This is a genomic window from Paenibacillus sp. FSL R7-0312 (assembly GCF_038004445.1).
Taxonomy (GTDB): Bacteria; Bacillota; Bacilli; order Paenibacillales; family Paenibacillaceae; genus Paenibacillus_AQ.
Genome location: NZ_JBBORE010000001.1, coordinates 6,980,204 through 7,000,269, shown reverse-complemented (window position 1 = coordinate 7,000,269; position 20,066 = coordinate 6,980,204). Strand labels below are relative to the sequence as shown.

The window sequence follows — 20,066 nt, the reverse complement described above, 5'->3', positions numbered from 1 at the left end:
CAGCGGCGGTGGAGGAAAAAAGGAGTCTGAGGATGCAAACACGCTGGAGAAAGGCCGGTAATTTCGGCTTGAAGCGCAAGGCTATGGTGATATTTCTGCTATTTGTCTTTCTGCCGACCATCGGGGTCGGGGTCATTGTTCAATATAAGTACAACAAGGTACTCCGCGAGCAGTTCGTCAGTGCTACCCGCCGCAACCTTGATAATGTGACCAGCCAGCTTGGCGAACAGACCAAAATGGTGGAGGATATCGCCGACTACTTCATCCTGAGTCCCGACATGCGGAACTTTCTCCGCAGCTATCCGCCGCTTGAGGCTGAACAAAGGTCTGTATATAAACGCAATATTGAGGATTTCCTGACCTTCCAATTAATGTCGAGAAGTTATATCCGATCCATTGAGATTTCCGGCTACAACGGTAATACCATCGAGATGGGCGAGCCGTTCAGTGGGGATGAAGACAAGTGGGAGCGTGAGGCGGTGGCCCGAAAAGGCGGGATTCTCTGGACTGAGGGCTATCCGCTGAACAGTTCATGGAATGGGCAGGTCCGGGTGCTCTCCATGATCCGGGTCCTGAATTCCTTCAGTGAGATTACGAAGCCGCTCGGTATGCTGACCATCCGGCTCGATGAAGCGGATATCGCCGCTCAGCTTGAAAAAGGCGTGCTGGCAGCTGGTTACGGCAGCGTGTTCGTAATGGGCGGAGCAGGTGATCTGATCCTGGAATCCGTCAACCGTCTGCCGGACGGTTATGTGCCGGACCAGGGCCTGATGCAAAGGCTCACGGCTGGCAGCAGCAAGCTGGCCACCGCTGAAATCGGGGGCCAGCGGTATCTGACAATGTATAACCAAATTGAAAATTCCGACTGGAAAGTGGTCGTTATGATCTCCGAAGAGAAGATGGCGGAGGAATTCCGCAGCGTCAAGATCGTGATGTCCATTATCCTGATTGCTATTCTGGTGCTGGCGCTCACTGCACTTCTTGGATTCCACTATACGATTATCCGTCCGATTCTGCGGCTGAAGATCGAGACTGGGCGTGTGGCCGGCGGTGACTTCAGCGCGAGGGTGCCCGTCAGCTCTCAGGATGAGATTGCAGAACTGGGCAGCAAGTTTAATGAGATGGTCATGACCATCCAGCAGCTTATTGATCATAAATACAAGCTGGAGCTCCGCGAAAGGGAAGCGGAGCTAAGGCTGATGCAGAATCAGATGGACCCTCATTTTCTGTACAATACCCTGGATATGATCCGCTGGACGGCCCGCTTGGAGCAGGCGGAGCAATCCAGTCAACTGATCGAAATGCTGTCCAGATTCTTTCGCGCCAGCGTCAATAACGGAAGCTATCATACGACGTTGGGCAAGGAAATGGAATTTGTACAGGCTTATTTGTATTTACAGCAGTACCGTCTGGGGGATAAGCTGTCCTATTCGCTGCACCTGGAGCCGGGCATTGAAGAGGCAGTTACTCTGAAGGCGACCCTCCAGCCGCTGGTGGAGAACGCGGTCAAGCACGCTATGGATAGAAGCAAGCCTGTTCACACGATTGATGTAAAGGCTTATACGGCTGAAGATGAAATACGAATTGATGTGACCGACAATGGGATAGGCATGACTCCGGAGCGAATGCGGGAAATCGCAGCTACCCTGGATCACAAGCCTTCCATGCGCGTAAGCGGCCACGAAGGGGCGCTGCGCAATATTCATGAACGGCTGTCTATTTTTTTCGGACAGGATTACGGGCTGCGGATTATCCATACGTCGGGTGAAGGCACACGAATCCGTGTCTCGCTCCCGTTGCGGCAGGCCGGAAGCGAGGGGGCAGAAGATCATGAGCAATAACGGACGAACTGACACCAAAGGGCTTAAAATGCTGATTGTTGATGACGAACCGGTCATTTGCAAAGGACTTCGCCTGACCATCGACTGGGCTGCGCTGGGGATAGAGGTCATCGGCGAAGCTTACGACGGCGAGGAAGCGCTGCAGATTATGGGGGAGCATGAGGTGGATTTCGTGCTTTCGGACATCCGGATGGACGGTATGGATGGTCTCCAGCTTGCCGAGCAAGTGGGGCGGCGTTATCCTGAGGTCCGCATGATAATTATCAGCGGCTATGAAGATTTCGATTATGCACGCCAGGCGATCCGGCTCGGGGTGAACGACTATTTGCTGAAGCCGGTTAATATAGACGAGCTTACCGGAGTAGTGGGCAAGCTGGCAGAAGATATCCGGCAGCAGAAGCAGGAGGGCGGCAGGGATGAAGTGAAGCTCTGGCTGACCAATATGGCCCGGCAAGGGATGGCTTACCGCAAGGCTGCTCCCTCTTCACTTCAGGGAGAGCAGTTCAGAATTCTTGCCACGCAGCTGAGCTGCTTCTACGGGCGTTATTCGGAGCTTGGGCAAGAGGAGTATGAGCAGCTGCAGGAGCAGTGGATAGGCTGCCTTCAGGGGCAGCTGGCGTTACCAGGCCTGAAGCTTGTCTCTATCTTCGATCATGAGAATCTGCTGATTACATTGGCGGCGGCAGACCACCGGCTGGAGCCGCAGGAATGGCGTGAATGGCTGGAGGGCTTCGTTCCCGGGCTTATCCCCGGGGCGGAGCTGAATTGCGGAGCATCGCAGACTTATGACGATGCCGCAGAGACGGCGGACCGATGTGCGGAAGCTGTGGGGCTGCTGCGCTATGCTGTACTGGATAACTCTGCTGTGATTGAGGAAGATATTGTCCGGCAGTGGAGCGGTACAAGGGAGCCTGCGGCACTGGATATTGCAGGTACGGTGCAGAATCTGGTAGCGGCTCTATTCAAGCAGGATGCCAGTGAGACCGGGGAGCTGGTATCGGAAATGCTGAGTTTTTTCAAGCGTGAATCGTATTTGCTGCATGAGATCGTGACTGTGTATGAGGAGCTGTTCGCTCTGCTGCGCCAACGGCTGCGCAAGAGCGGAATTACCGGTATGGATTACGGCCGCCAGTCACCGGACCTCTACCTGTTTAATTCTTACGATGCTCTGCAGGAGCTGATCCAGAAGGACATGGGCGATCTGCTGGAGCTGATTGAACAGAATGGCACAGACCGCTCCTACTGGATCGTTGAGAAGGCCAAGCGTTACATTGAAGCGCAATACCGTACGGATCTGAAGGCATCCGAGGTCGCGGCCTGGCTGAAGATTACGCCCAGTTATTTCAGCTATATTTTCAAGCAGAGCACGGGCAAGGGGTTCACGGAATATATGAACGAGCTGCGGATCGAGCAGGCTAAGGCACTGCTTGCGGCTACACATGATAAGATCTTCGAAATTGCCGACAAGGTGGGCTACAAGGAATACAAATATTTCGTAACTGTGTTCAAGTCCTATACGGGCATGACCCCCAAGGAATATCGGGGCTTGAGGGCGAGCAAGGACTTGTAAGGTTAAGCCGGACAAGTCAGTTAGATAACCTTTGGCAAGCGGGAGGAGCAAGATGATGGAAATATATAAGCAACCTTCCTATAGTGTGGAGGAGCGGGTTCGGGATCTTCTGTCCCGCATGACACTGCGTGAAAAGACGGGCCAATTGAACCAGCGGATGTATGGCTGGGATGCTTATGCCTGGGAGAACGGGGAGCTTGTGCTTACCGAGGCCTTCCGCCGGGAAGTGGCTGAAGGAGCAGGCATGGGGGCATTGTATGGATTATTCCGCAGTGACCCGTGGTCAGGGGTGGATTACAGCAACGGGATTACAGCCGCCGCCAGCGCTGCTGCTGCGAACAAGGTGCAGCGCTACGTGCTGGAGCATACCCGGCTGGGCATTCCTGTGCTGCTTAGTGAGGAATGCCCGCATGGGCATCAGGCACTGGACGGAACACTGCTGCCCGTGAATCTGGCTGCCGGAGCAACCTGGAATCCACAACTGATGGAACAGACTTACAGCCGTGTAGCGCTGGAGCTGCGCAGCCGGGGGGCTCACCTCGGGCTGCTGTCCGCCCTGGATATTCTGCAAGATCCGCGCTGGGGCCGTTCCGAGGAATGCTACAGCGAGGACCCGTTCCTGGCGGCTGCCTTCACGGCATCGGCTGTGCGCGGGATGCAGGGAACAACGCCGGAAGAGCTGGATTCACCAGACAAGGTTGCAGTGATTCTTAAGCATCTGTGCGCTCAGGGAGCAGCGCAGGGCGGGAGGAATGCCGGGCCGGCAGCAATCGGTGAACGTGAGCTTCGCGAGATTCATCTCCCGGCCGCGCAGGCAGGTGCAGCGGCAGGTGCGGCCGGATTCATGGCAGCCTACAATGAAATCGACGGCATTCCCTGCCATGCGAATGAGGCGCTGCTGAGCGGTATTCTACGCGGGGAATGGGATTTCGGCGGGATCGTTATGGCTGACGGTCAGGCTGTTGACCGTCTGATTGCGCTGACCGGCAGTTATGAAGGCGCAGCGGCGCTGGCCTTATCCGCCGGCGTTGACCTGAGCCTGTGGGACAAAGCGTTCAGCACGCTTGAGGAGGCGGTGAATATGGGTCTTGTCCGCGAGGCTGATATTGACCGCGCAGTATCCCGTGTGCTGGCGCTGAAATTTCGGCTCGGCTTGTTTGAACGTCCATATACGGATGAGCAGCTGGCGCTTTCCGTGGTGGGTCATGCGGATACCCGCAGGCTGAACCTGCAGGTGGCGCGGGAATCGGCCGTTCTGCTGAAGAACGAAGACGCTTTGCTTCCGCTCGCCGGCAAGCTACGGCGGATTGCGGTTATCGGTCCGAACGCGGACCGGCTCTACAATCAGCTCGGCGATTATACCAGCATACAACGGGAAGGAAGCGGTACGACGGTACTGCAGGGCATCAGGCAATGTGCCCCGCCCGGGGTTGAGGTTGTACATGCCCTGGGCTGCGGCATCCGCGAATCTTCCACAGCCGGCCTGAGCGAAGCGGTGGAGCTGGCACAGCGTGCGGATGTTGCTGTATTGGTGCTGGGAGGCAGCAGTGCACGGCAGTTCGGCGGCGACTTTGAGGCCAACGGTGCCGCAATTATCAGTGAAGGCAGTCCATCCGAAATGGACTGCGGAGAAGGTGTGGATCTGGCCGACCTGCGGCTCGGCGGCATCCAGCTGCAGCTTGCTGAAGCGGTGGCTGCCACCGGCACACCGGTGGTCGCAGTCATTATCCAAGGCCGTCCGCATGCACTGGACGAACTGGAGCCGCTAGCCGGTGCACTTCTCTGCGCGGCATATCCCGGCGCGGAAGGCGGACAGGCCATCGCTGAAATTGTGTTCGGCCACGTGAATCCCAGCGGCAAGCTGCCGGTGTCTCTGCCGCGTTCCTCCGGGCAGTTGCCGGTGTATTACAACCAGAAGGACCCGGGCCGTCCCCGGGTATATGTGGATATGCCGTCTGCCCCGCTGTATGCCTTCGGACACGGGCTTAGCTACACAAGTTTCGAATACGGCAGTGTCTCGTTACCTGCTGACTCCATCTCAACAGCTGATCTGGATGCAGGCAGCCGGGTCGCTGTCAGCATCAATGTGAAGAATACCGGCGCTATCTCAGGGCTGGAGACAGTCCAGCTGTACATCCGTGCCCGGGAGTCGGGGATCACCCGCCGGATTGCGGAGCTGAAGGGCTTCAGCAAAATCTCTCTGCAGACCGGAGAAGAGCAGACCGTAACCTTCCATCTGGGCGTGGAAGAGCTGGGGATATGGAATACGTCAATGAAGTTTGCGCCTGTTCCCTGCCGGGTTACGGTGATGGCGGGAGGAAGCCTTGCCGGCACCCGGACAGCGGAGCTTGTGATTACTGGCGGTTTCAGTGCGGGGACATAGTCAGAGAATCGCTTGGGGCCGGTTGGCTTTCCCTTGCCCAAAATCCATTGACAAGCAGCATACGAACACAACAATATAGAGCAGCGGTTCTCCTGTTATTGGAGAATCACTGCTCTATTGACGTTATAAGCCTTGGGAATATAAAAGGGGCTGTCATCGCCGGCAGAATATCTGCTTACGGGACAGCCCCTTAATATTCAGCTTGTGACAGCTTCAGTTCCTCTGCTGTATCAGTTCACTGCGCTGCAGCCGATTAGATCTTCAGCACGCCGCCTTTGCTTGCATTGGTAACCAGCTTGGAGTAGCGGGCCAGGTAACCGGTCTTCACCTTCGGTTCGAAGCCTTTCCAGCCGCTGCGGCGGACAGCCAGCACTTCTTCTTCAACCAGCAGCTCGATCTTGCGGCCCTTCAGGTCCAGTTCGATGATGTCACCATCCTCGACAAAAGCAATCGGTCCGCCCTCAGCCGCTTCCGGCGAGATGTGGCCGATACTGATGCCGCGGGACGCTCCGGAGAACCGGCCGTCGGTGATCAGGCCGACCTTGGCGCCAAGACCCATACCGACGATCTGCGAAGTCGGTGCCAGCATTTCCGGCATACCCGGTCCGCCCTTCGGACCTTCATACCGGATAACAACGACATGGCCTTCTTTGACCTTGCCGTTCGCGATCCCTTCCAGCGCCTGCTCCTGGGAGTCGAAGCAGATGGCAGGTCCTTTGTGGTAGCCGCCAACGGAAGCATCTACGGCACCAACCTTGATGATGGAGCCTTCCGGAGCCAGGTTGCCGTAGAGTACAGCCAATCCGCCTACTGGGGAATAAGGGTTGTCTATTGTATGAATAACTGACGTATCCTGAATCTCATGACCCGTGACATTCTCGGCCAGAGTCTTGCCGGTTACGGTCATGCAGTCGCCGAAGATGGCACCCGGCTTCTTCAGCAGCTCGTTCAGCACAGCGCTGACGCCGCCTGCCCGGTCCACATCCTCGATGAAGATATCGGATGCCGGAGCCAGCTTGGCCAGGTAAGGCACGCGGTTGGCTACTTCATTGATACGCTCCAGCGGATAGTCGATTTCAGCTTCCTGAGCCAGTGCCAGGGTATGCAGCACAGTGTTGGTGGAGCCGCCCATAGCCATATCCAGCGCAAAGGCATTGTCCAACGATTCATGGGTTACGATATCACGCGGTTTCAGATCCAGCTTGATCAGTTCCATTAGCTGGGTAGCTGATTTGCGGACGAAATCTCTGCGTTCTTCGGCAACAGCCAGAATGGTGCCGTTGCCCGGGAGAGCGAGGCCCATAGCTTCAGCCAGACAGTTCATGGAATTGGCTGTGAACATACCCGAACATGATCCGCAGGTTGGACAGCCGAATTGTTCCAGTTCAAGCAGTTCAGCGTCATTGATCTTGCCGACCTGATGGGCGCCAACGCCTTCGAACACGGATGTCAGGGAGAGCTTCTTGCCTTTGCTGTCTACGCCGGCCTTCATCGGTCCGCCGCTGACGAAGATCGTCGGGATGTTGACGCGCAGTGCGCCCATCATCATGCCCGGGGTGATTTTATCGCAATTGGGAATGCACACCATTCCATCGAACCAGTGAGCGGAAACCATCGTTTCCACAGAATCGGCAATAATCTCGCGGCTTGGGAGCGAATAGCGCATTCCGATATGTCCCATGGCAATACCGTCATCTACGCCGATGGTATTGAATTCGAATGGAACCCCGCCGGCTTCACGGATAGCTTCCTTAACGATTTTGCCGAATTCCTGCAGATGCACATGACCCGGTACAATGTCGAGATAGGAATTGCAGACTGCGATAAACGGCTTGCCGAAATCCTCTTCCTTAACGCCTGCGGCCCGCAGAAGGCTGCGGTGTGGAGCGCGGTCAAAGCCCTTTTTGATCATGTCTGAACGCATTTTCTTGTTTGCCATGATGAGATTTCCCCCTAAAAGTATTGTGAGCCTAACCTCTTGGAACGGTGAGAACAAATATAGTGCCGCATTAACGCATTGCAATCCCAGAGGCTGCGTGTCTGCGGTTTATAGAAGGAACAAGGTCCAGCTTCATGCAGTGAACAGAAGTAGGGCGGAGCCGTTTCTATAAAATAAGCGGATTGGATACGAACGTTAATAGAGAGTCTATCACAAAAAACCTCATTTTTCTACCGGGCAATGTGAAGTTTGTCGCAGTCATCTCCCGGCACACGAATGGAAACGGCTACACTGTCCTCCACAGGCATTCATAAACAAAAAGCCTATCCGCGGCGGGACAGGCTTCTACATATCAAGAAGGGAAGAGGTTTCAGTAAATAATTACTAAAGTGAACGTCTGATGGCGGCGCGCTGGAGCGAGATCATCCAGTCTACAGACGGCTCAACCAGCGGGTTCAGCATACGTTTGACAGCGGGCTGGGCCAGCAGCACCGTGCAGGATACTGCGCCTGCAATCAGCAGTGCGGCTCCGGAAGCATTTCCGATATAGGCATACAGGCCGGAAACGGCAGCTGCCCGGACAATAAATCCATGAAGCAGGAAGACGTAGAGGGTGCGGCGTCCCAAATCTGTCATGCGGCTTAACCCGTAAGGGACCAGGCCCAGGAACGCCAGGGAAGCGGCAAATTGCAAAGCATACACAGCGAGCCGGAACACCCCCGCATACCATTCATGGGCACCGAGCTGCATATAGGTCATACTGCCCAACAGCCAGCCCATCGGGAGACCGCGTCCCGCTAAGCCCATCACGATAAGCAACAGGAGTGAAGCGGCAGCGGCAGCGGTTTTGACATATTGCTGATACAGCTTAACGAAAGCTCCGAAGGAGAAATGAGTTCCGATGACGAAAAAGGGCAGGTAAACAAAGGTGCGGCTGATGCTGAACCAGATGCCATCCAGCTGCAGATAACCTACAGCCACACCTGCGGCTATGGCAAAGGCAAACTGGGCGCTCTTGCTCCAGCGGCTCATCCCCAGCATGAGCAGACGCCAGAAGGCGTGGCTGGCCAGGAACCACAGGAGCAGGTAAGGAGCGAAGAAGGAATGCTGTATGTTATTTACATGGAAGAAGGAAATGTCGAGTGCCGAGTAGAGGCTCTGAAAAATAATATATTGCAGTCCAATCTGCAGCAGCACCTTACGGCCGGCTGAGCCCTGTAAGCTTTTACGGGCAAAGTAACCGGTCACGAGCACAAACAGCGGCATGTGAAAGCTGAAGATCCATTGGTACAGGGTGTGGAGTCCGCTCATTTCAAGAATCAGGGGTTCGATCGCATTGGCCACAAAGACAGTTACAATAAGCATGAAGCGTAAATTAAGAAAAAACGTTTCTCCACGCGTGTCGAGCGAGCTTTCCCGGATCATGACGTTACCTCCAATAAATGCGGTTTGCGCATTGCTTAATACTTTAATTTTAAAATACATGATTTTCGGTAAATAAATAGTGAAATATATCACAATGGTAAGCGCTCTCATGGTCGCTAGATGTGGCGAAGTGTTGAAGGTTGTTTGATTTCATTGATTACACTATAATTTTCTGTATGCAGTATCCGGGAGTGAACTCTATTGAGAAAAAGCAGTACCAAACGCAATGTGCTTATAGGAATTGTATTGATTCTGCTGGTGGCTGGGGTGTTTATATGGAAGTACCTGACTCCGTATCAGCCTGCTGAAAGAGCTGAGACTGCACTTGTCTCTGCCGGGGGAATTACAGTAGAGCAGAATGACAACTGGATCTCGTTCGAGCCGTCGGTTGCACTCGGCACCGCCGTGATCTTTTATCCCGGCGCACTGGTCGAGGCGGAAGCTTATGCTCCGCTTGCCAGGAAAATTGCAGCAGCCGGCCACCCGTTCTATATCGCAAGAATGCCGCTTAACCTGGCAGTGATCAAGGGGAATGCTGCCGAAGAGATCATCCGCGTGCATCCGAAGCAGTCCTTTGTGCTTGGCGGGCACTCGCTTGGCGGGGTAATGGCCTCGCGCTTCGCTGCAGCTCATGCCGACCAGCTGGAAGGCGTTTTTTTTCTGGCTTCCTACCCGGATGAGAAAGGCAGTTTAAAGAATACTACGCTGTCCGTATTGTCGGTGCTGGGTACCGAGGACAAGGTGGTTGATCAGGAGAGCTATAATAAAGGCCGCGCCTATCTTCCGGGCAACACGGTATACACGGCGGTCAATGGAGGCAATCATGCCCAGTTCGGTAGCTACGGCCCTCAGAAGGGTGACGGCATAGCCACCATCACAGAGGAAGAGCAGCAGAACCGCACTGCGCGGGCCTTGCTGGATTGGATAGGGAACCTGCGTCAGAGCAAGTGAGCACCGAATAACGGAAGTAACTCCGCCTGGGAGAGGAGTGTCAGTCTGAATGCCTGAATTGCATATTAATGAGATATCCGTTCCGTGCAGGGGCATCTTGTTCGACAAGGATGGAACGCTGCTGGATCTGCTTGCCACCTGGGGAAGCTGGGCGGACCTGATTCTGAAGGGGCTGGGCAGCCAGCTGGCAATAATCGGCGGCCTGCCGCGAGGCGGGCCGGAGCTTGCTTCTGTGCTGGGTACGGTTCATGATGCCACCGGCAAGGTGACCGGGTATGACCCCTCCGGACCGCTCTCTATGGCGACCGCTGAAGAAACGATCGGGATTCTGGCCTGGCAGCTGTATGCTGCCGGTGTTCCCTGGAATGAAGCGGTAACGCAGGTGAATGCGATCTCCAAGCAAGCTATGAACGAGCTGCGCCGGCAGAGGGCGGCGGTGGCGATGCCGGGGCTGCATGCTTTTCTGGAGCAGTGTGCGGCCGCTTCCCTGAAACTCGGTGTCGTGACCTCAGACCATATGGCCACTACCCGTGAGCATCTGGAGTGGCTTGGGATTTCCGGGTATTTCCATTCCGTCGTCACCAGAGACAGAGTGAAGCACGGCAAGCCTGCACCGGAGATGGCCGAGACGGCCTGCCGGGAGCTGGGCCTGCTGCCCGGCGAGACGGTCATTATCGGTGACAGCAATGCGGATATGCAGCTGGGCAAGGGTGCCGGACTGCGGCTTGCTGTGGGTCTGTCTCCAGATGGGACCGCAGCCCACCTGCTGGATGCGGATATTGTTGTTTCCGGCTATGCCCAGCTCCGGGTTACATTCTGATTTCATTTCTGTACAGAGAGGAAACGTGGGACTCTATGGATCAATTGCAGCTACTGGCTTCCTGGATCAAAGACAGCGGGAATATTGTTTTTTTTGGCGGCGCCGGAACATCAACGGAGAGCGGCATACCGGATTTTCGTTCGGCGGCCGGTCTATATCAGGCTCAGCATAACTCTCCGTATCCGCCTGAAGTGATGCTGAGCCGCAGCTTTTTCATGTCCTCGCCGGACATTTTTTTTGATTTCTACCGCAGTAAGATGATTCATCCCGAGGCGAAGCCGAACGGGGCCCACCGGCTGCTGGCTGAACTTGAAGCCAAGGGCAAGCTGAAGGCAATCATTACACAGAATATCGACGGTCTGCACCAGCTGGCGGGAAGCCGCCGGGTGCTGGAGCTGCACGGCTCGATTCACCGCAATCACTGCATGGACTGCAATACCTATTACGGTCTGGAGCAGATTCTGGAGCAGACGGCTGCTGTGCCGCTGTGCCCGGAGTGCGGCGGCATCATTAAGCCGGATGTGGTGCTCTATGAGGAAGCGCTCGATCATGATGTGCTGGTCGAAGCAGTGGCGGCGATTGCGGCAGCAGACCTGCTGCTGATTGGCGGCACTTCGCTCACAGTCCAGCCGGCGGCAAGCCTGATCACCTACTTCCGGGGAAGGCATACGGTGCTGCTTAACGGCGATCCGACCCCGTACGACCATCAGGCAGATCTGATCATTACGGACCGGATTGGCGATGTGATGGGCAGAATACAAGGACTGCTCGGATGAGGATTTCAAGCTTTTCCCCGGGGTGAAGATTACAAAGTCTGTACGGAGTTTAAAATAGGGTATTGCAATAACTGAGGAAACGAGAGGCAGGGATAAGCAATGGTATATGTGGCTAGCGATGAACGGTATGAAGTCATGCGTTATAACCGCACCGGCAGGTCGGGCCTCAAGCTTCCGGCAATTTCACTGGGCCTGTGGCATAATTTCGGCGGCATCGACACTTATGAGAATGGCCGCGAGATGATCACCCGCTCTTTCGATCTCGGAATTACCCATTTCGATCTGGCTAACAACTATGGTCCTCCGGCAGGCTCGGCAGAGGAACTGTTCGGCAAAGTTCTTGCCCGTGATCTCGCTCCCTACCGTGACGAGCTGGTAATCTCCACCAAGGCGGGATATTATATGTGGCCCGGCCCATACGGCGACTGGGGTTCACGCAAATATATTCTGTCCAGCCTGGACCAGAGCCTGAAACGGCTGGGACTGGACTATGTGGATATTTTTTATTCCCACCGTCCAGACCCCGAAACCCCGATGGAAGAAACGATGGGAGCACTGGATCATGCTGTACGTTCAGGTAAAGCGCTCTACATCGGCTTGTCCAACTACACGGCTGAGCAGACAGAGCAGGCAATTGGCATCCTGAAGGAGCTCGGAACACCGCTTCTGATTCATCAGCCGCGGTATTCCATGCTCGACCGCTGGATTGAAGGCGGGCTGCAGGATGTGCTGGAGGAGCATGGCATCGGCAGTATCGCTTTTACCCCGCTGGCTCAGGGCCTGCTGACCAGCAAATACCTGAACGGCATTCCCGGCGATTCCCGGGCCGCCGGGCCATCCGCCTTCCTGAATGAGAGCCGGATTACGCCGGAGGTGCTGCGCAAGATCCACGCGCTCAACCAGATGGCGGTAGCACGCGGCCAGAGCCTGGCCCAGTTCGCGCTCCTCTGGACGCTGCGCGGCGGCAAGGTGACCTCGGCGCTGATCGGCGCCAGCCGTGTAAGCCAGATCGAGGAGAATATCGCTGCTCTGGCGCATGGTGATTTCTCGCAGGAAGAGCTGGAACGGATTGAGACGATCCTTGGAACAGAGGATGAAGCCTGAGTAATCTATAGAATTGACAAGTAACAGCCCGCTTCCGGAACAGGAAACGGGCTGTTGGCTTAAGCGGAGTTCTGGTAGAACGCCGGATGTTCTCCTGAGCCTATTTCTCCCCGGGATTGGCAGTCGCCTGCCGGTAAGTGCTGGGGGACTGGGCACAAAAGCGTTTGAACTGCCGGGAGAAGTACAGGGCATCGGTCAGGCCGACGGAGGATGCGACCTGCTCTACCGATAGCTCGGGGCGTTCACGCAGCAGCTGGCGGGACTTCTCGATGCGCAGCTTCAGCAGATAGGTCACCGGCGAGAGGCCGGTCTCCTGCTTGAAGATGCGTGACAGATAAGCGCGGTTATAGCCCAGGCTGCCGCACATCTGTTCAATGGAGACCGGATGGGCATATTGGGAAGCCATATAGTTGATCATTTGCTTCACCGTGCGTTTGACCTGCGATTCTGCCCCAGGCAACCGTGACGAGGAGATCAGCAGACCGGATGCTTCGCCGACAATCAGGTAAAGATAGCCGAGCGAGGTCAGATGCGCGCTCTCCTTACCCCCATAGAAGGCGGACATCATCCCGGCGAGTGCGCCCGGGATCACACTGCCCTCAGCCGAGGTCAGGACCGGCTTCTCCGGGGAGAATCCGGCCTGCAAGGCGAGCTGCTCCGCCTCCGCTCCGGTGAAGGCGGCCCAGCGGTACCGCCAGGGCTGCTGCTGATCGGAGATGTAGCTGACCAGCTGGGCCGGGTGGATCAGGAAGCAGTCTCCCGTTCCCAGTTCATACTTGCGCTGCTCGGTCCGGAATACACCGGAGCCGGACTCAATGTAGTGAAGCAGATAATAATCGTAGATCTTGGGGCCGGCCTGATGCAGCGGAAGCGTCTGGCTCTCCCCGGCGAACAGCACATGCAGAGGCTGCTGATCGAAATACACGGGATTTGATCCTACGGAATAGGTATGTTCCAACGGCCATCCGCCTTTCTTGAATATAACGCTATCATAGCTAAGCATGAGGGGAAGCGCAGAAATGAATCTTTATCTCCAGTATATCCTCCCGGCGGCTGGAAGTCACATTTGTCCATGTATTGCACACATGATTGCATTATCAGGGCAAGTCTGATTTTATTATAATGTAAGCATGAAGGAAGCAAGTTGGAAACAAGTTGAAAGCCCAAGCACAAGCAGCGAAAGGATGGAGTGGCAATAATGAGCGTACAGGAACTTAACAGTAAATTTATCGAGAAATACGGAGAGAGCAGCGAAGAGGCGCGGGTGTTCTACGCACCAGGCCGTGTGAATCTCATCGGAGAGCATCTGGACTACAACGGCGGTTATGTGTTCCCGGCAGCACTGGACTTTGGAACTACCCTTATCGTGCGTCCGCGTACAGACGGCAAGGTTCAATTCGCATCGACGAATTTCCCTTATGAAGCCTCTATCGGCTACAGCGAAATCGGCAAAGCCAAAACCGGCGAGTGGGTTGACTATCCGGTTGGTGTTATGGTCGAGCTGGCCAAGAAGGACCTTCCGGTATCGGGAGGGTATGACCTCTTGTTCCACGGAGAAATTCCGAACGGCTCGGGCTTATCCTCTTCCGCTTCTATCGAGGTAGTAACAGGTTATGCCTTCCTGACACTGCTTGGTGGAGACACGGATACTGTAGAGATCGCCCTGCTGTCGCAGCGTGCGGAGAACCAGTATGTCGGCGTAAACTCCGGTATCATGGACCAGTTCGCTGTCGCCAATGGCAAACGCGACCAGGCCATCCTGCTGATGTGTGACACTCTGGAATACAGCCTGGTTCCATTTGTGACTGGCTCATATAAGCTGGTTATCGGCAATACGAACAAGAAGCGCGGTCTTGTGGACTCCAAGTACAATGAACGCCGCAGCCAATGCGAGGAGGCTCTGGCTATTTTGAAGCAAGAGGTACCAACCCTGTCTTATCTGGCCGAGCTTAAACCTGAACAATTCGAGCTTCATCAGCATAAAATCACCGACGAAACCGTTAGACGCCGCGCCCGTCATGTGGTGGAAGAGAACCAGCGTGTACTTGACTCGGTTGAAGTCCTGAAGAACAATGACCTGAAGCAATTCGGACTCTATATGAACGATTCCCATGTCTCCCTGCGTGACCTCTATGAAGTCAGCTGCGAAGAGCTGGACATTATGGTTGAAGAAGCGCAGCGTATTCCGGGAACACTCGGCTCGCGTATGACAGGTGCCGGATTCGGTGGATGTACAGTATCTCTGGTACATGAGGATGATGTGGAACGTTTCATTACCGAAGTCGGCGAAGCTTACAAGAATAGATCCGGTCTGACGGGCGAGTTCTATGTATGCACGATCGGCAACGGCGTTGAAGAACTGAAAGGAGTGAAATAAGATGGCGATTCTGGTAACGGGCGGAGCAGGATATATCGGTTCCCACACAGTAGCAGAGCTGCTGGACCGCGGGGAAGAGGTCGTAGTTATCGACAATCTGCTGACAGGGCACCGCGAGGCGCTGCTGGGCGGCAAGCTGTATGAGGGAGATCTGCGCGACAAGGAACTGCTGGCCAAGCTTTTCTCCGAGAACAAGATTGAAGCGGTAATCCATTTCGCAGCGAGTTCTCTGGTAGGCGAGAGCATGAAGGATCCGGTAAAATATTACGACAACAACGTGTACGGTACACAGTGTCTTCTCGAAGCGATGCAGCATGCCGGAGTGGATAAAATCGTCTTCTCCTCCACAGCCGCAACCTACGGCGAACCGGAAAAGGTGCCGATTGAAGAAACGGACCGCACTGAACCTGCGAATGTGTACGGGGAGACCAAGCTGACCATGGAGCGCATGATGGCCTGGTTCGACAAGGTGCTCGGCATCAAATACGTAGCGCTGCGCTACTTCAATGCTGCAGGTGCACATGCCAGCGGCAAAATCGGTGAAGACCACCGTCCGGAGAGTCACCTGATTCCGCTGGTGCTCCAGGCTGCACTCAAGCAGCGGGAGAACATCGCGGTCTTCGGCGAAGACTACCCGACAGAAGACGGAACCTGCGTACGAGACTATATCCATGTCAGCGATCTGGCGGATGCGCATGTCCGTGCGGTAACCTACCTGCGCAGCGGCAGTGCAAGCAATATCTTCAACCTGGGCAACGGCCTTGGTTTCTCAGTGAAGCAGGTGATTGAGACTGCGAAGAAGGTAACCGGCCTGGACATCCCGGTTGTAATCCAGGAGCGCCGCGCCGGTGATCCGGCAGTACTGGTCGCTTCTTCGGCCAAAGCCCGGACGATCCTGGGCTGGGACCCGCAGCATGCCGATCTGGAAGGCATCATCCAAAGCGCCTGGAACTGGCACTCCGCGAACCCGGAAGGGTATGGCGTCTAAGCCTGTCACTGTACTTGTTGTGAACAGTATGGAAGCCTGGCTTGAAGAATAGGCAATCATAAGATGAACAAAAGAAAAATAAAAAGCCAGAAGGATCGAAGGGGGATTTTGGAACTGTAGGAGCGTTAGCGACCGCCTGAAAGCTTTCCGCAGGAAAGCTCGCTTCGGAAGCATCAGCAGTCACCGGATTTCAGCCGCAATCAGCGGGTCAATCAAGAAATCTGGGGGCGGGCAGCGGCCGGAAGTCCAAATATTCACCGTAGTGACGTCTATGGCTTAAGTTAATATCTTAAGTTCAGCTATACAGGTTGCAGCAAATAAGGAGAATTGAAATGCAGAACGATAATATTACGGCTGCAGCCTCTGAGAAGGCATTGTATGCGATTGAGCAGCTGGTCCTGTTCGCGCAGCACAAGGAGCTGATTCAGCCTGCTGACGTTGATTACAGCCGCAATGAACTGCTGGACCAGTTCGGCTTCAGTGAGCCGTATGCCGGTGAATTCACTGAAGGTCCGCTTGAGAGTCCGCAGGCACCGCTGGATCAATTGATCGACTACGGGTTTGAGACCGGGCTGATTCCGGAGAATACGGACACTTACCGCGATCTGCTGGACGCCAAGATCATGGGCCTTCTGATGGCCCGGCCGTCTGAGGTAAATGCGGAGTTCGCCGCGATCCAGGCGGGGCAGGGCATTCAGGCGGCCACTGACCGCTTTTATAAGCTGAGTATTGATTCCAACTATATCCGTATGGACCGGGTGGCCAAGAATGTGTATTGGCTCCAGGATTCGCCGTACGGGGATATCGAGATGACGATCAATCTCTCCAAACCGGAGAAAAGCCCGAAGGAAATCGCCATGGCCCGGCTGCTCCCGCCGCCGGTCTATCCGAAATGCCAGCTCTGCCGCGAGAATGTCGGCTATGCCGGACGGGTCAATCACCCGCCGCGCCAGAATCTGCGAGTGATTCCTCTTGCGATGAACAATGAGAAATGGTTCTTCCAGTACTCGCCGTATGTGTACTATAACGAGCATTGTATCGTGTTCCACCATGATCATGTGCCGATGAAGCTGACGAAGGATACGCTGAAGCGTCTGCTTAGCTTTGTTGAAACCTTCCCGCATTATTTCATCGGCTCGAATGCCGATCTGCCGATTGTCGGCGGCTCCATTCTGACCCATGATCACTTCCAGGGCGGACGCCACACCTTCCCCATCCAGAAGGCGCCCAAAGAGGATAGCTTCACCCATGCTGCATATCCAGGCGTTAGCCTTAGCATTGTGAAATGGCCAATGTCTGTGCTGCGGATGCAGGGGGCAGATCCTGCCGTGCTGCTGGAAGCCGGCAACAGTATCTATGAGGCCTGGAAGACTTACAGCGATCCGGCAGCTGATGTCCTGGCCTTCAGTGAAGAAGCCGGGGAGAGCGTGCCGCATAACACGGTTACACCTATTGTCCGCCGGGCAGAAGACGGCGGCTATGAGATGGATCTGGTGCTGCGCAACAACCGGACCAGCGAAGAATATCCCGAAGGGATTTTCCACCCGCACCGGGAAATGCACCACATCAAGAAGGAGAACATCGGGCTAATTGAGGTTATGGGCCTGGCGATTCTGCCGGGACGCCTCAAGGAAGAGCTCGATGCTGTCGCTGGCGTTCTGGCCGGAGACACCGCGCTGCTGGAAGCGGTCCAGAGCCAGGGCGCTGATCATCCGCTCGCGCAGCATGCCTCCTGGATCGCGGAGCTGGCCGGCCGTTTCGGCACCTCCCTGAGCCGCGAGGAAGCGGTGAAGACGGTGCAGAACGAGGTAGGCACCAAGTTCACGCATATTCTGGAGCATGCGGGAGTCTACAAACGCACACCGGAAGGCCAGGCGGCATTCCGCCGGTTCGTGAACACCAGCGGGTTCAACTAAGACTGCTGTGTCTTGTAAATGGGATGTCCCTGCCGGAGTATCGGCGGGGACATTTTTATATTGCGCGAGAAACTGCGATGCAATGATGTGTCCGCCGGAAGTGAGGGGCGGGAGGAAATGAGGGGCAGAAATGCCCCTGATTCCGCTGAAAGCGGGCGACGGGAGGAAATGAGGGGCAGAAGTGCCCCTGATTCCGCCGAAAGCGGGCGATGGGAGGAAATGAGGGGCAGAAGTGCCCCTAATTCCGCCGAAAGCGGGCGATGGGAGGAAATGAGGGGCAGAAGTGCCCCTGATTCCGCCGAAATCGGGCGATGGGAGGAAATGAGGGGCAGAAGTGCCCCTAATTTCGCTGAAAGTGGGCGACGGGAGGAAATGAGGGGCAGAAGTGCCCCTGATTTCGCTGAAAGTGGGCGACAGGAGGAAATGAGGGGCAGAATCCCTTTGATCCCGCCGGACGTGGGCGATATGGGGGAATCAAAGGGATAAATCCCCCTAAATCCGCCGAAATCGGGCGTCAGGCGGAAATTAAAGGGATAAATCCCTTTGAATTTGTGCTAGGCAGGCGTTAAGGGTACGCCGTGTCTTTTAAACACGATACCGACCTTTTGCCCCTTCTTCGCAGCCATTTGAATGCGGCAAGCCGGAGGTCTATAATATACAAGTGCGTCACATTCATATACTCTTGGAGGTTTACCCATATGCGTAAGTTTGAGTTCTATAACCCTACCAAGCTGATTTTTGGACAAGGGACATTGCAGGCACTCCGCACCGAAGTGCCGAAATACGGCAAGAATGTACTGCTGATGTACGGCGGCGGCAGCATCAAGCGCAGCGGCCTGTACGACAAAGTAATTGCTGAGCTGAATGCCATCGGAGCTGTAGTGACGGAATTGGCCGGAGTGGAGCCTAACCCGCGCCTGTCTACCGTACATCAAGGCGTGGATTTATGCCGCGAGAACGGAATCGAACTGATCCTCGCCGTCGGCGGCGGCAGTGTGCTGGATTGTGCCAAGGCTGTAGCTGTCGGTGCGAAATACGATGGGGATATGTGGGACTTCGTGGAGCGCAAAGCGGCGCCTCAGGGAGCTCTTCCGCTGGGGACTGTGCTGACTATGGCGGCTACCGGTTCGGAAATGAACAACGGCTCGGTAATTACGAATGAAGTGACCAAGGAGAAAATGGGCTGGGGCAGCGTGCATGCCTATCCGGCATTCTCGATTCTTGATCCTGAGAATACCTTCTCCCTGCCGCGTGATCAGACGGTCTACGGCATGGTGGACATCATGTCCCATACACTGGAGCATTATTTCCACACAGACGGCAACACACCGGTACAGGACGGCTTCTGTGAAACCCTGCTTCGTACTGTAATCGAGACTGCACCCAAGCTGATCGAAGATCTGAATAACTACGAACTGCGTGAGACCATCATGTACTGCGGCACCATGGCACTGAACGGGATGGTCAGCATGGGCTTTGCCGGTGACTGGGCTACCCACAATATTGAGCATGCCGTATCCGCAGTTTACGATATTCCGCATGGCGGAGGATTGGCCATTCTGTTCCCGCAATGGATGAAGTATAACCTCAGTACGAACCCAGCCCGGTTCCGCCAATTGGCAGTGAACGTATTCGGCATCGATCCGGCCGGCAGAAGCGATGAAGAGGTCGGGCTTGAAGGCATCGTGGCGCTTCGCAGCTTCTGGGATTCGATCGGGGCTCCGAAGACGCTAGGTGATTATGACATCGATGACAGCGAAATCGGCAATATGGCTGACAAGGCTGTCCGTTTTGGCCCATTCGGCAACTTCCGCAAGCTTCAGCGTGAGGATGTTGTAGAGATTTACAAGCTGGCTCTGTAAATTCATTTACAGGCAGTTGACCTTGTAAGCTGGCCCTGTAAGGCAGCTGGATAGACATACCGGCAATGGTTAACCCTATATGCTGCACCATTGTTCAGCCGTTCCCGTTCGCCG

General features: G+C 55.3%; 14 protein-coding genes. 11 read left to right on the top strand and 3 right to left on the bottom strand.

Annotation, left to right across the window (positions count from 1 at the left end; translation table 11 throughout):
- The first annotated feature begins 32 nt into the window (after positions 1-32).
- From MKX70_RS30330 to MKX70_RS30320, 3 genes are read left to right on the top strand one after another with little or no spacing between them, the layout of a single operon-like run.
- Positions 33-1,841, top strand: coding sequence for a cache domain-containing sensor histidine kinase (locus MKX70_RS30330; protein WP_340789179.1), 1,809 nt, complete (start codon positions 33-35; stop codon positions 1,839-1,841).
- Positions 1,831-3,411, top strand: a complete 1,581-nt coding sequence (locus MKX70_RS30325) for a response regulator transcription factor (RefSeq protein ID WP_340789176.1) — start codon at positions 1,831-1,833, stop codon at positions 3,409-3,411. Before MKX70_RS30330 ends, MKX70_RS30325 begins: the two co-directional genes overlap by 11 nt.
- 55 nt (positions 3,412-3,466) lie before the next feature.
- On the top strand, positions 3,467-5,794 hold the full coding sequence (locus MKX70_RS30320; protein ID WP_445323728.1) for a glycoside hydrolase family 3 N-terminal domain-containing protein: 2,328 nt from the start codon (positions 3,467-3,469) through the stop codon (positions 5,792-5,794).
- A 253-nt stretch (positions 5,795-6,047) separates the two neighbouring features.
- Here MKX70_RS30320 and ilvD read toward each other — a convergent pair whose 3' ends face one another.
- Positions 6,048-7,733, bottom strand: a complete 1,686-nt coding sequence (gene ilvD, locus MKX70_RS30315) for a dihydroxy-acid dehydratase (RefSeq protein ID WP_042234058.1) — start codon at positions 7,731-7,733, stop codon at positions 6,048-6,050.
- Positions 7,734-8,117: 384 nt separating this feature from the next.
- Entirely contained in the window at positions 8,118-9,158 is a 1,041-nt protein-coding gene (locus MKX70_RS30310; RefSeq protein WP_340841454.1) for an acyltransferase family protein, read from the bottom strand.
- 201 nt (positions 9,159-9,359) lie between these two features.
- On the opposite strand from MKX70_RS30310, the gene MKX70_RS30305 reads away from it, so the two are divergent.
- The 4 genes from MKX70_RS30305 to mgrA all read left to right on the top strand — a co-directional run bounded on the left by MKX70_RS30305 (position 9,360) and on the right by mgrA (position 12,809).
- On the top strand, positions 9,360-10,109 hold the full coding sequence (locus MKX70_RS30305) for an alpha/beta hydrolase (protein WP_042234063.1): 750 nt from the start codon (positions 9,360-9,362) through the stop codon (positions 10,107-10,109).
- 49 nt (positions 10,110-10,158) lie between these two features.
- Positions 10,159-10,929 carry an HAD family hydrolase gene (locus MKX70_RS30300; protein WP_042234066.1) on the top strand — a complete coding sequence of 257 codons (771 nt, stop codon included), beginning with the start codon at positions 10,159-10,161 and terminating at the stop codon, positions 10,927-10,929.
- A gap of 35 nt (positions 10,930-10,964) precedes the next feature.
- Positions 10,965-11,705 (top strand): NAD-dependent protein deacylase, encoded by a 741-nt coding sequence (locus MKX70_RS30295; RefSeq protein ID WP_042234068.1) that lies wholly within the window; start codon positions 10,965-10,967, stop codon positions 11,703-11,705.
- Between the two features lie 99 nt (positions 11,706-11,804).
- Positions 11,805-12,809, top strand: a complete 1,005-nt coding sequence (gene mgrA, locus MKX70_RS30290) for an L-glyceraldehyde 3-phosphate reductase (RefSeq protein ID WP_042234069.1) — start codon at positions 11,805-11,807, stop codon at positions 12,807-12,809.
- Positions 12,810-12,909: 100 nt separating this feature from the next.
- On the opposite strand, the gene MKX70_RS30285 is transcribed toward mgrA, so the two are convergent.
- Positions 12,910-13,812 (bottom strand): AraC family ligand binding domain-containing protein, encoded by a 903-nt coding sequence (locus tag MKX70_RS30285; RefSeq protein WP_042234072.1) that lies wholly within the window; start codon positions 13,810-13,812, stop codon positions 12,910-12,912.
- 195 nt (positions 13,813-14,007) lie between these two features.
- On the opposite strand from MKX70_RS30285, the gene MKX70_RS30280 reads away from it, so the two are divergent.
- The 4 genes from MKX70_RS30280 (at position 14,008) to MKX70_RS30265 (ending at position 19,952) form a co-directional block, all read left to right on the top strand.
- Entirely contained in the window at positions 14,008-15,186 is a 1,179-nt protein-coding gene (locus tag MKX70_RS30280; RefSeq protein ID WP_042234073.1) for a galactokinase, read from the top strand.
- Between the two features lies 1 nt (position 15,187).
- A complete protein-coding gene (galE, locus tag MKX70_RS30275) occupies positions 15,188-16,174 on the top strand; it encodes a UDP-glucose 4-epimerase GalE (protein ID WP_042234075.1) in 987 nt (328 codons plus the stop codon).
- 332 nt (positions 16,175-16,506) lie between these two features.
- Positions 16,507-18,090, top strand: coding sequence for a UDP-glucose--hexose-1-phosphate uridylyltransferase (locus tag MKX70_RS30270; protein WP_042234077.1), 1,584 nt, complete (start codon positions 16,507-16,509; stop codon positions 18,088-18,090).
- A 698-nt stretch (positions 18,091-18,788) separates the two neighbouring features.
- The gene (locus MKX70_RS30265) at positions 18,789-19,952 is read left to right on the top strand and encodes an iron-containing alcohol dehydrogenase (RefSeq protein ID WP_340841453.1); all 1,164 of its coding nucleotides are present in this window, start codon (positions 18,789-18,791) and stop codon (positions 19,950-19,952) included.
- Positions 19,953-20,066: the final 114 nt, after the last annotated feature.

What these genes read in the sequence shown, in the direction of transcription:
- galE (WP_042234075.1), top strand. Translation starts at nt 15,188, where the DNA reads ATGGCGATTCTGGTAACGGGCGGAGCAGGATATATCGGTTCCCACACA.
- MKX70_RS30280 (WP_042234073.1), top strand. Translation starts at nt 14,008, where the DNA reads ATGAGCGTACAGGAACTTAACAGTAAATTTATCGAGAAATACGGAGAG.
- ilvD (WP_042234058.1), bottom strand. Translation starts at nt 7,733, where the DNA reads ATGGCAAACAAGAAAATGCGTTCAGACATGATCAAAAAGGGCTTTGAC.
- MKX70_RS30265 (WP_340841453.1), top strand. Translation starts at nt 18,789, where the DNA reads ATGCGTAAGTTTGAGTTCTATAACCCTACCAAGCTGATTTTTGGACAA.
- MKX70_RS30300 (WP_042234066.1), top strand. Translation starts at nt 10,159, where the DNA reads ATGCCTGAATTGCATATTAATGAGATATCCGTTCCGTGCAGGGGCATC.
- MKX70_RS30310 (WP_340841454.1), bottom strand. Translation starts at nt 9,158, where the DNA reads ATGATCCGGGAAAGCTCGCTCGACACGCGTGGAGAAACGTTTTTTCTT.
- mgrA (WP_042234069.1), top strand. Translation starts at nt 11,805, where the DNA reads ATGGTATATGTGGCTAGCGATGAACGGTATGAAGTCATGCGTTATAAC.
- MKX70_RS30270 (WP_042234077.1), top strand. Translation starts at nt 16,507, where the DNA reads ATGCAGAACGATAATATTACGGCTGCAGCCTCTGAGAAGGCATTGTAT.
- MKX70_RS30285 (WP_042234072.1), bottom strand. Translation starts at nt 13,812, where the DNA reads ATGCTTAGCTATGATAGCGTTATATTCAAGAAAGGCGGATGGCCGTTG.
- MKX70_RS30320 (WP_445323728.1), top strand. Translation starts at nt 3,467, where the DNA reads ATGGAAATATATAAGCAACCTTCCTATAGTGTGGAGGAGCGGGTTCGG.
- MKX70_RS30330 (WP_340789179.1), top strand. Translation starts at nt 33, where the DNA reads ATGCAAACACGCTGGAGAAAGGCCGGTAATTTCGGCTTGAAGCGCAAG.
- MKX70_RS30325 (WP_340789176.1), top strand. Translation starts at nt 1,831, where the DNA reads ATGAGCAATAACGGACGAACTGACACCAAAGGGCTTAAAATGCTGATT.
- MKX70_RS30295 (WP_042234068.1), top strand. Translation starts at nt 10,965, where the DNA reads ATGGATCAATTGCAGCTACTGGCTTCCTGGATCAAAGACAGCGGGAAT.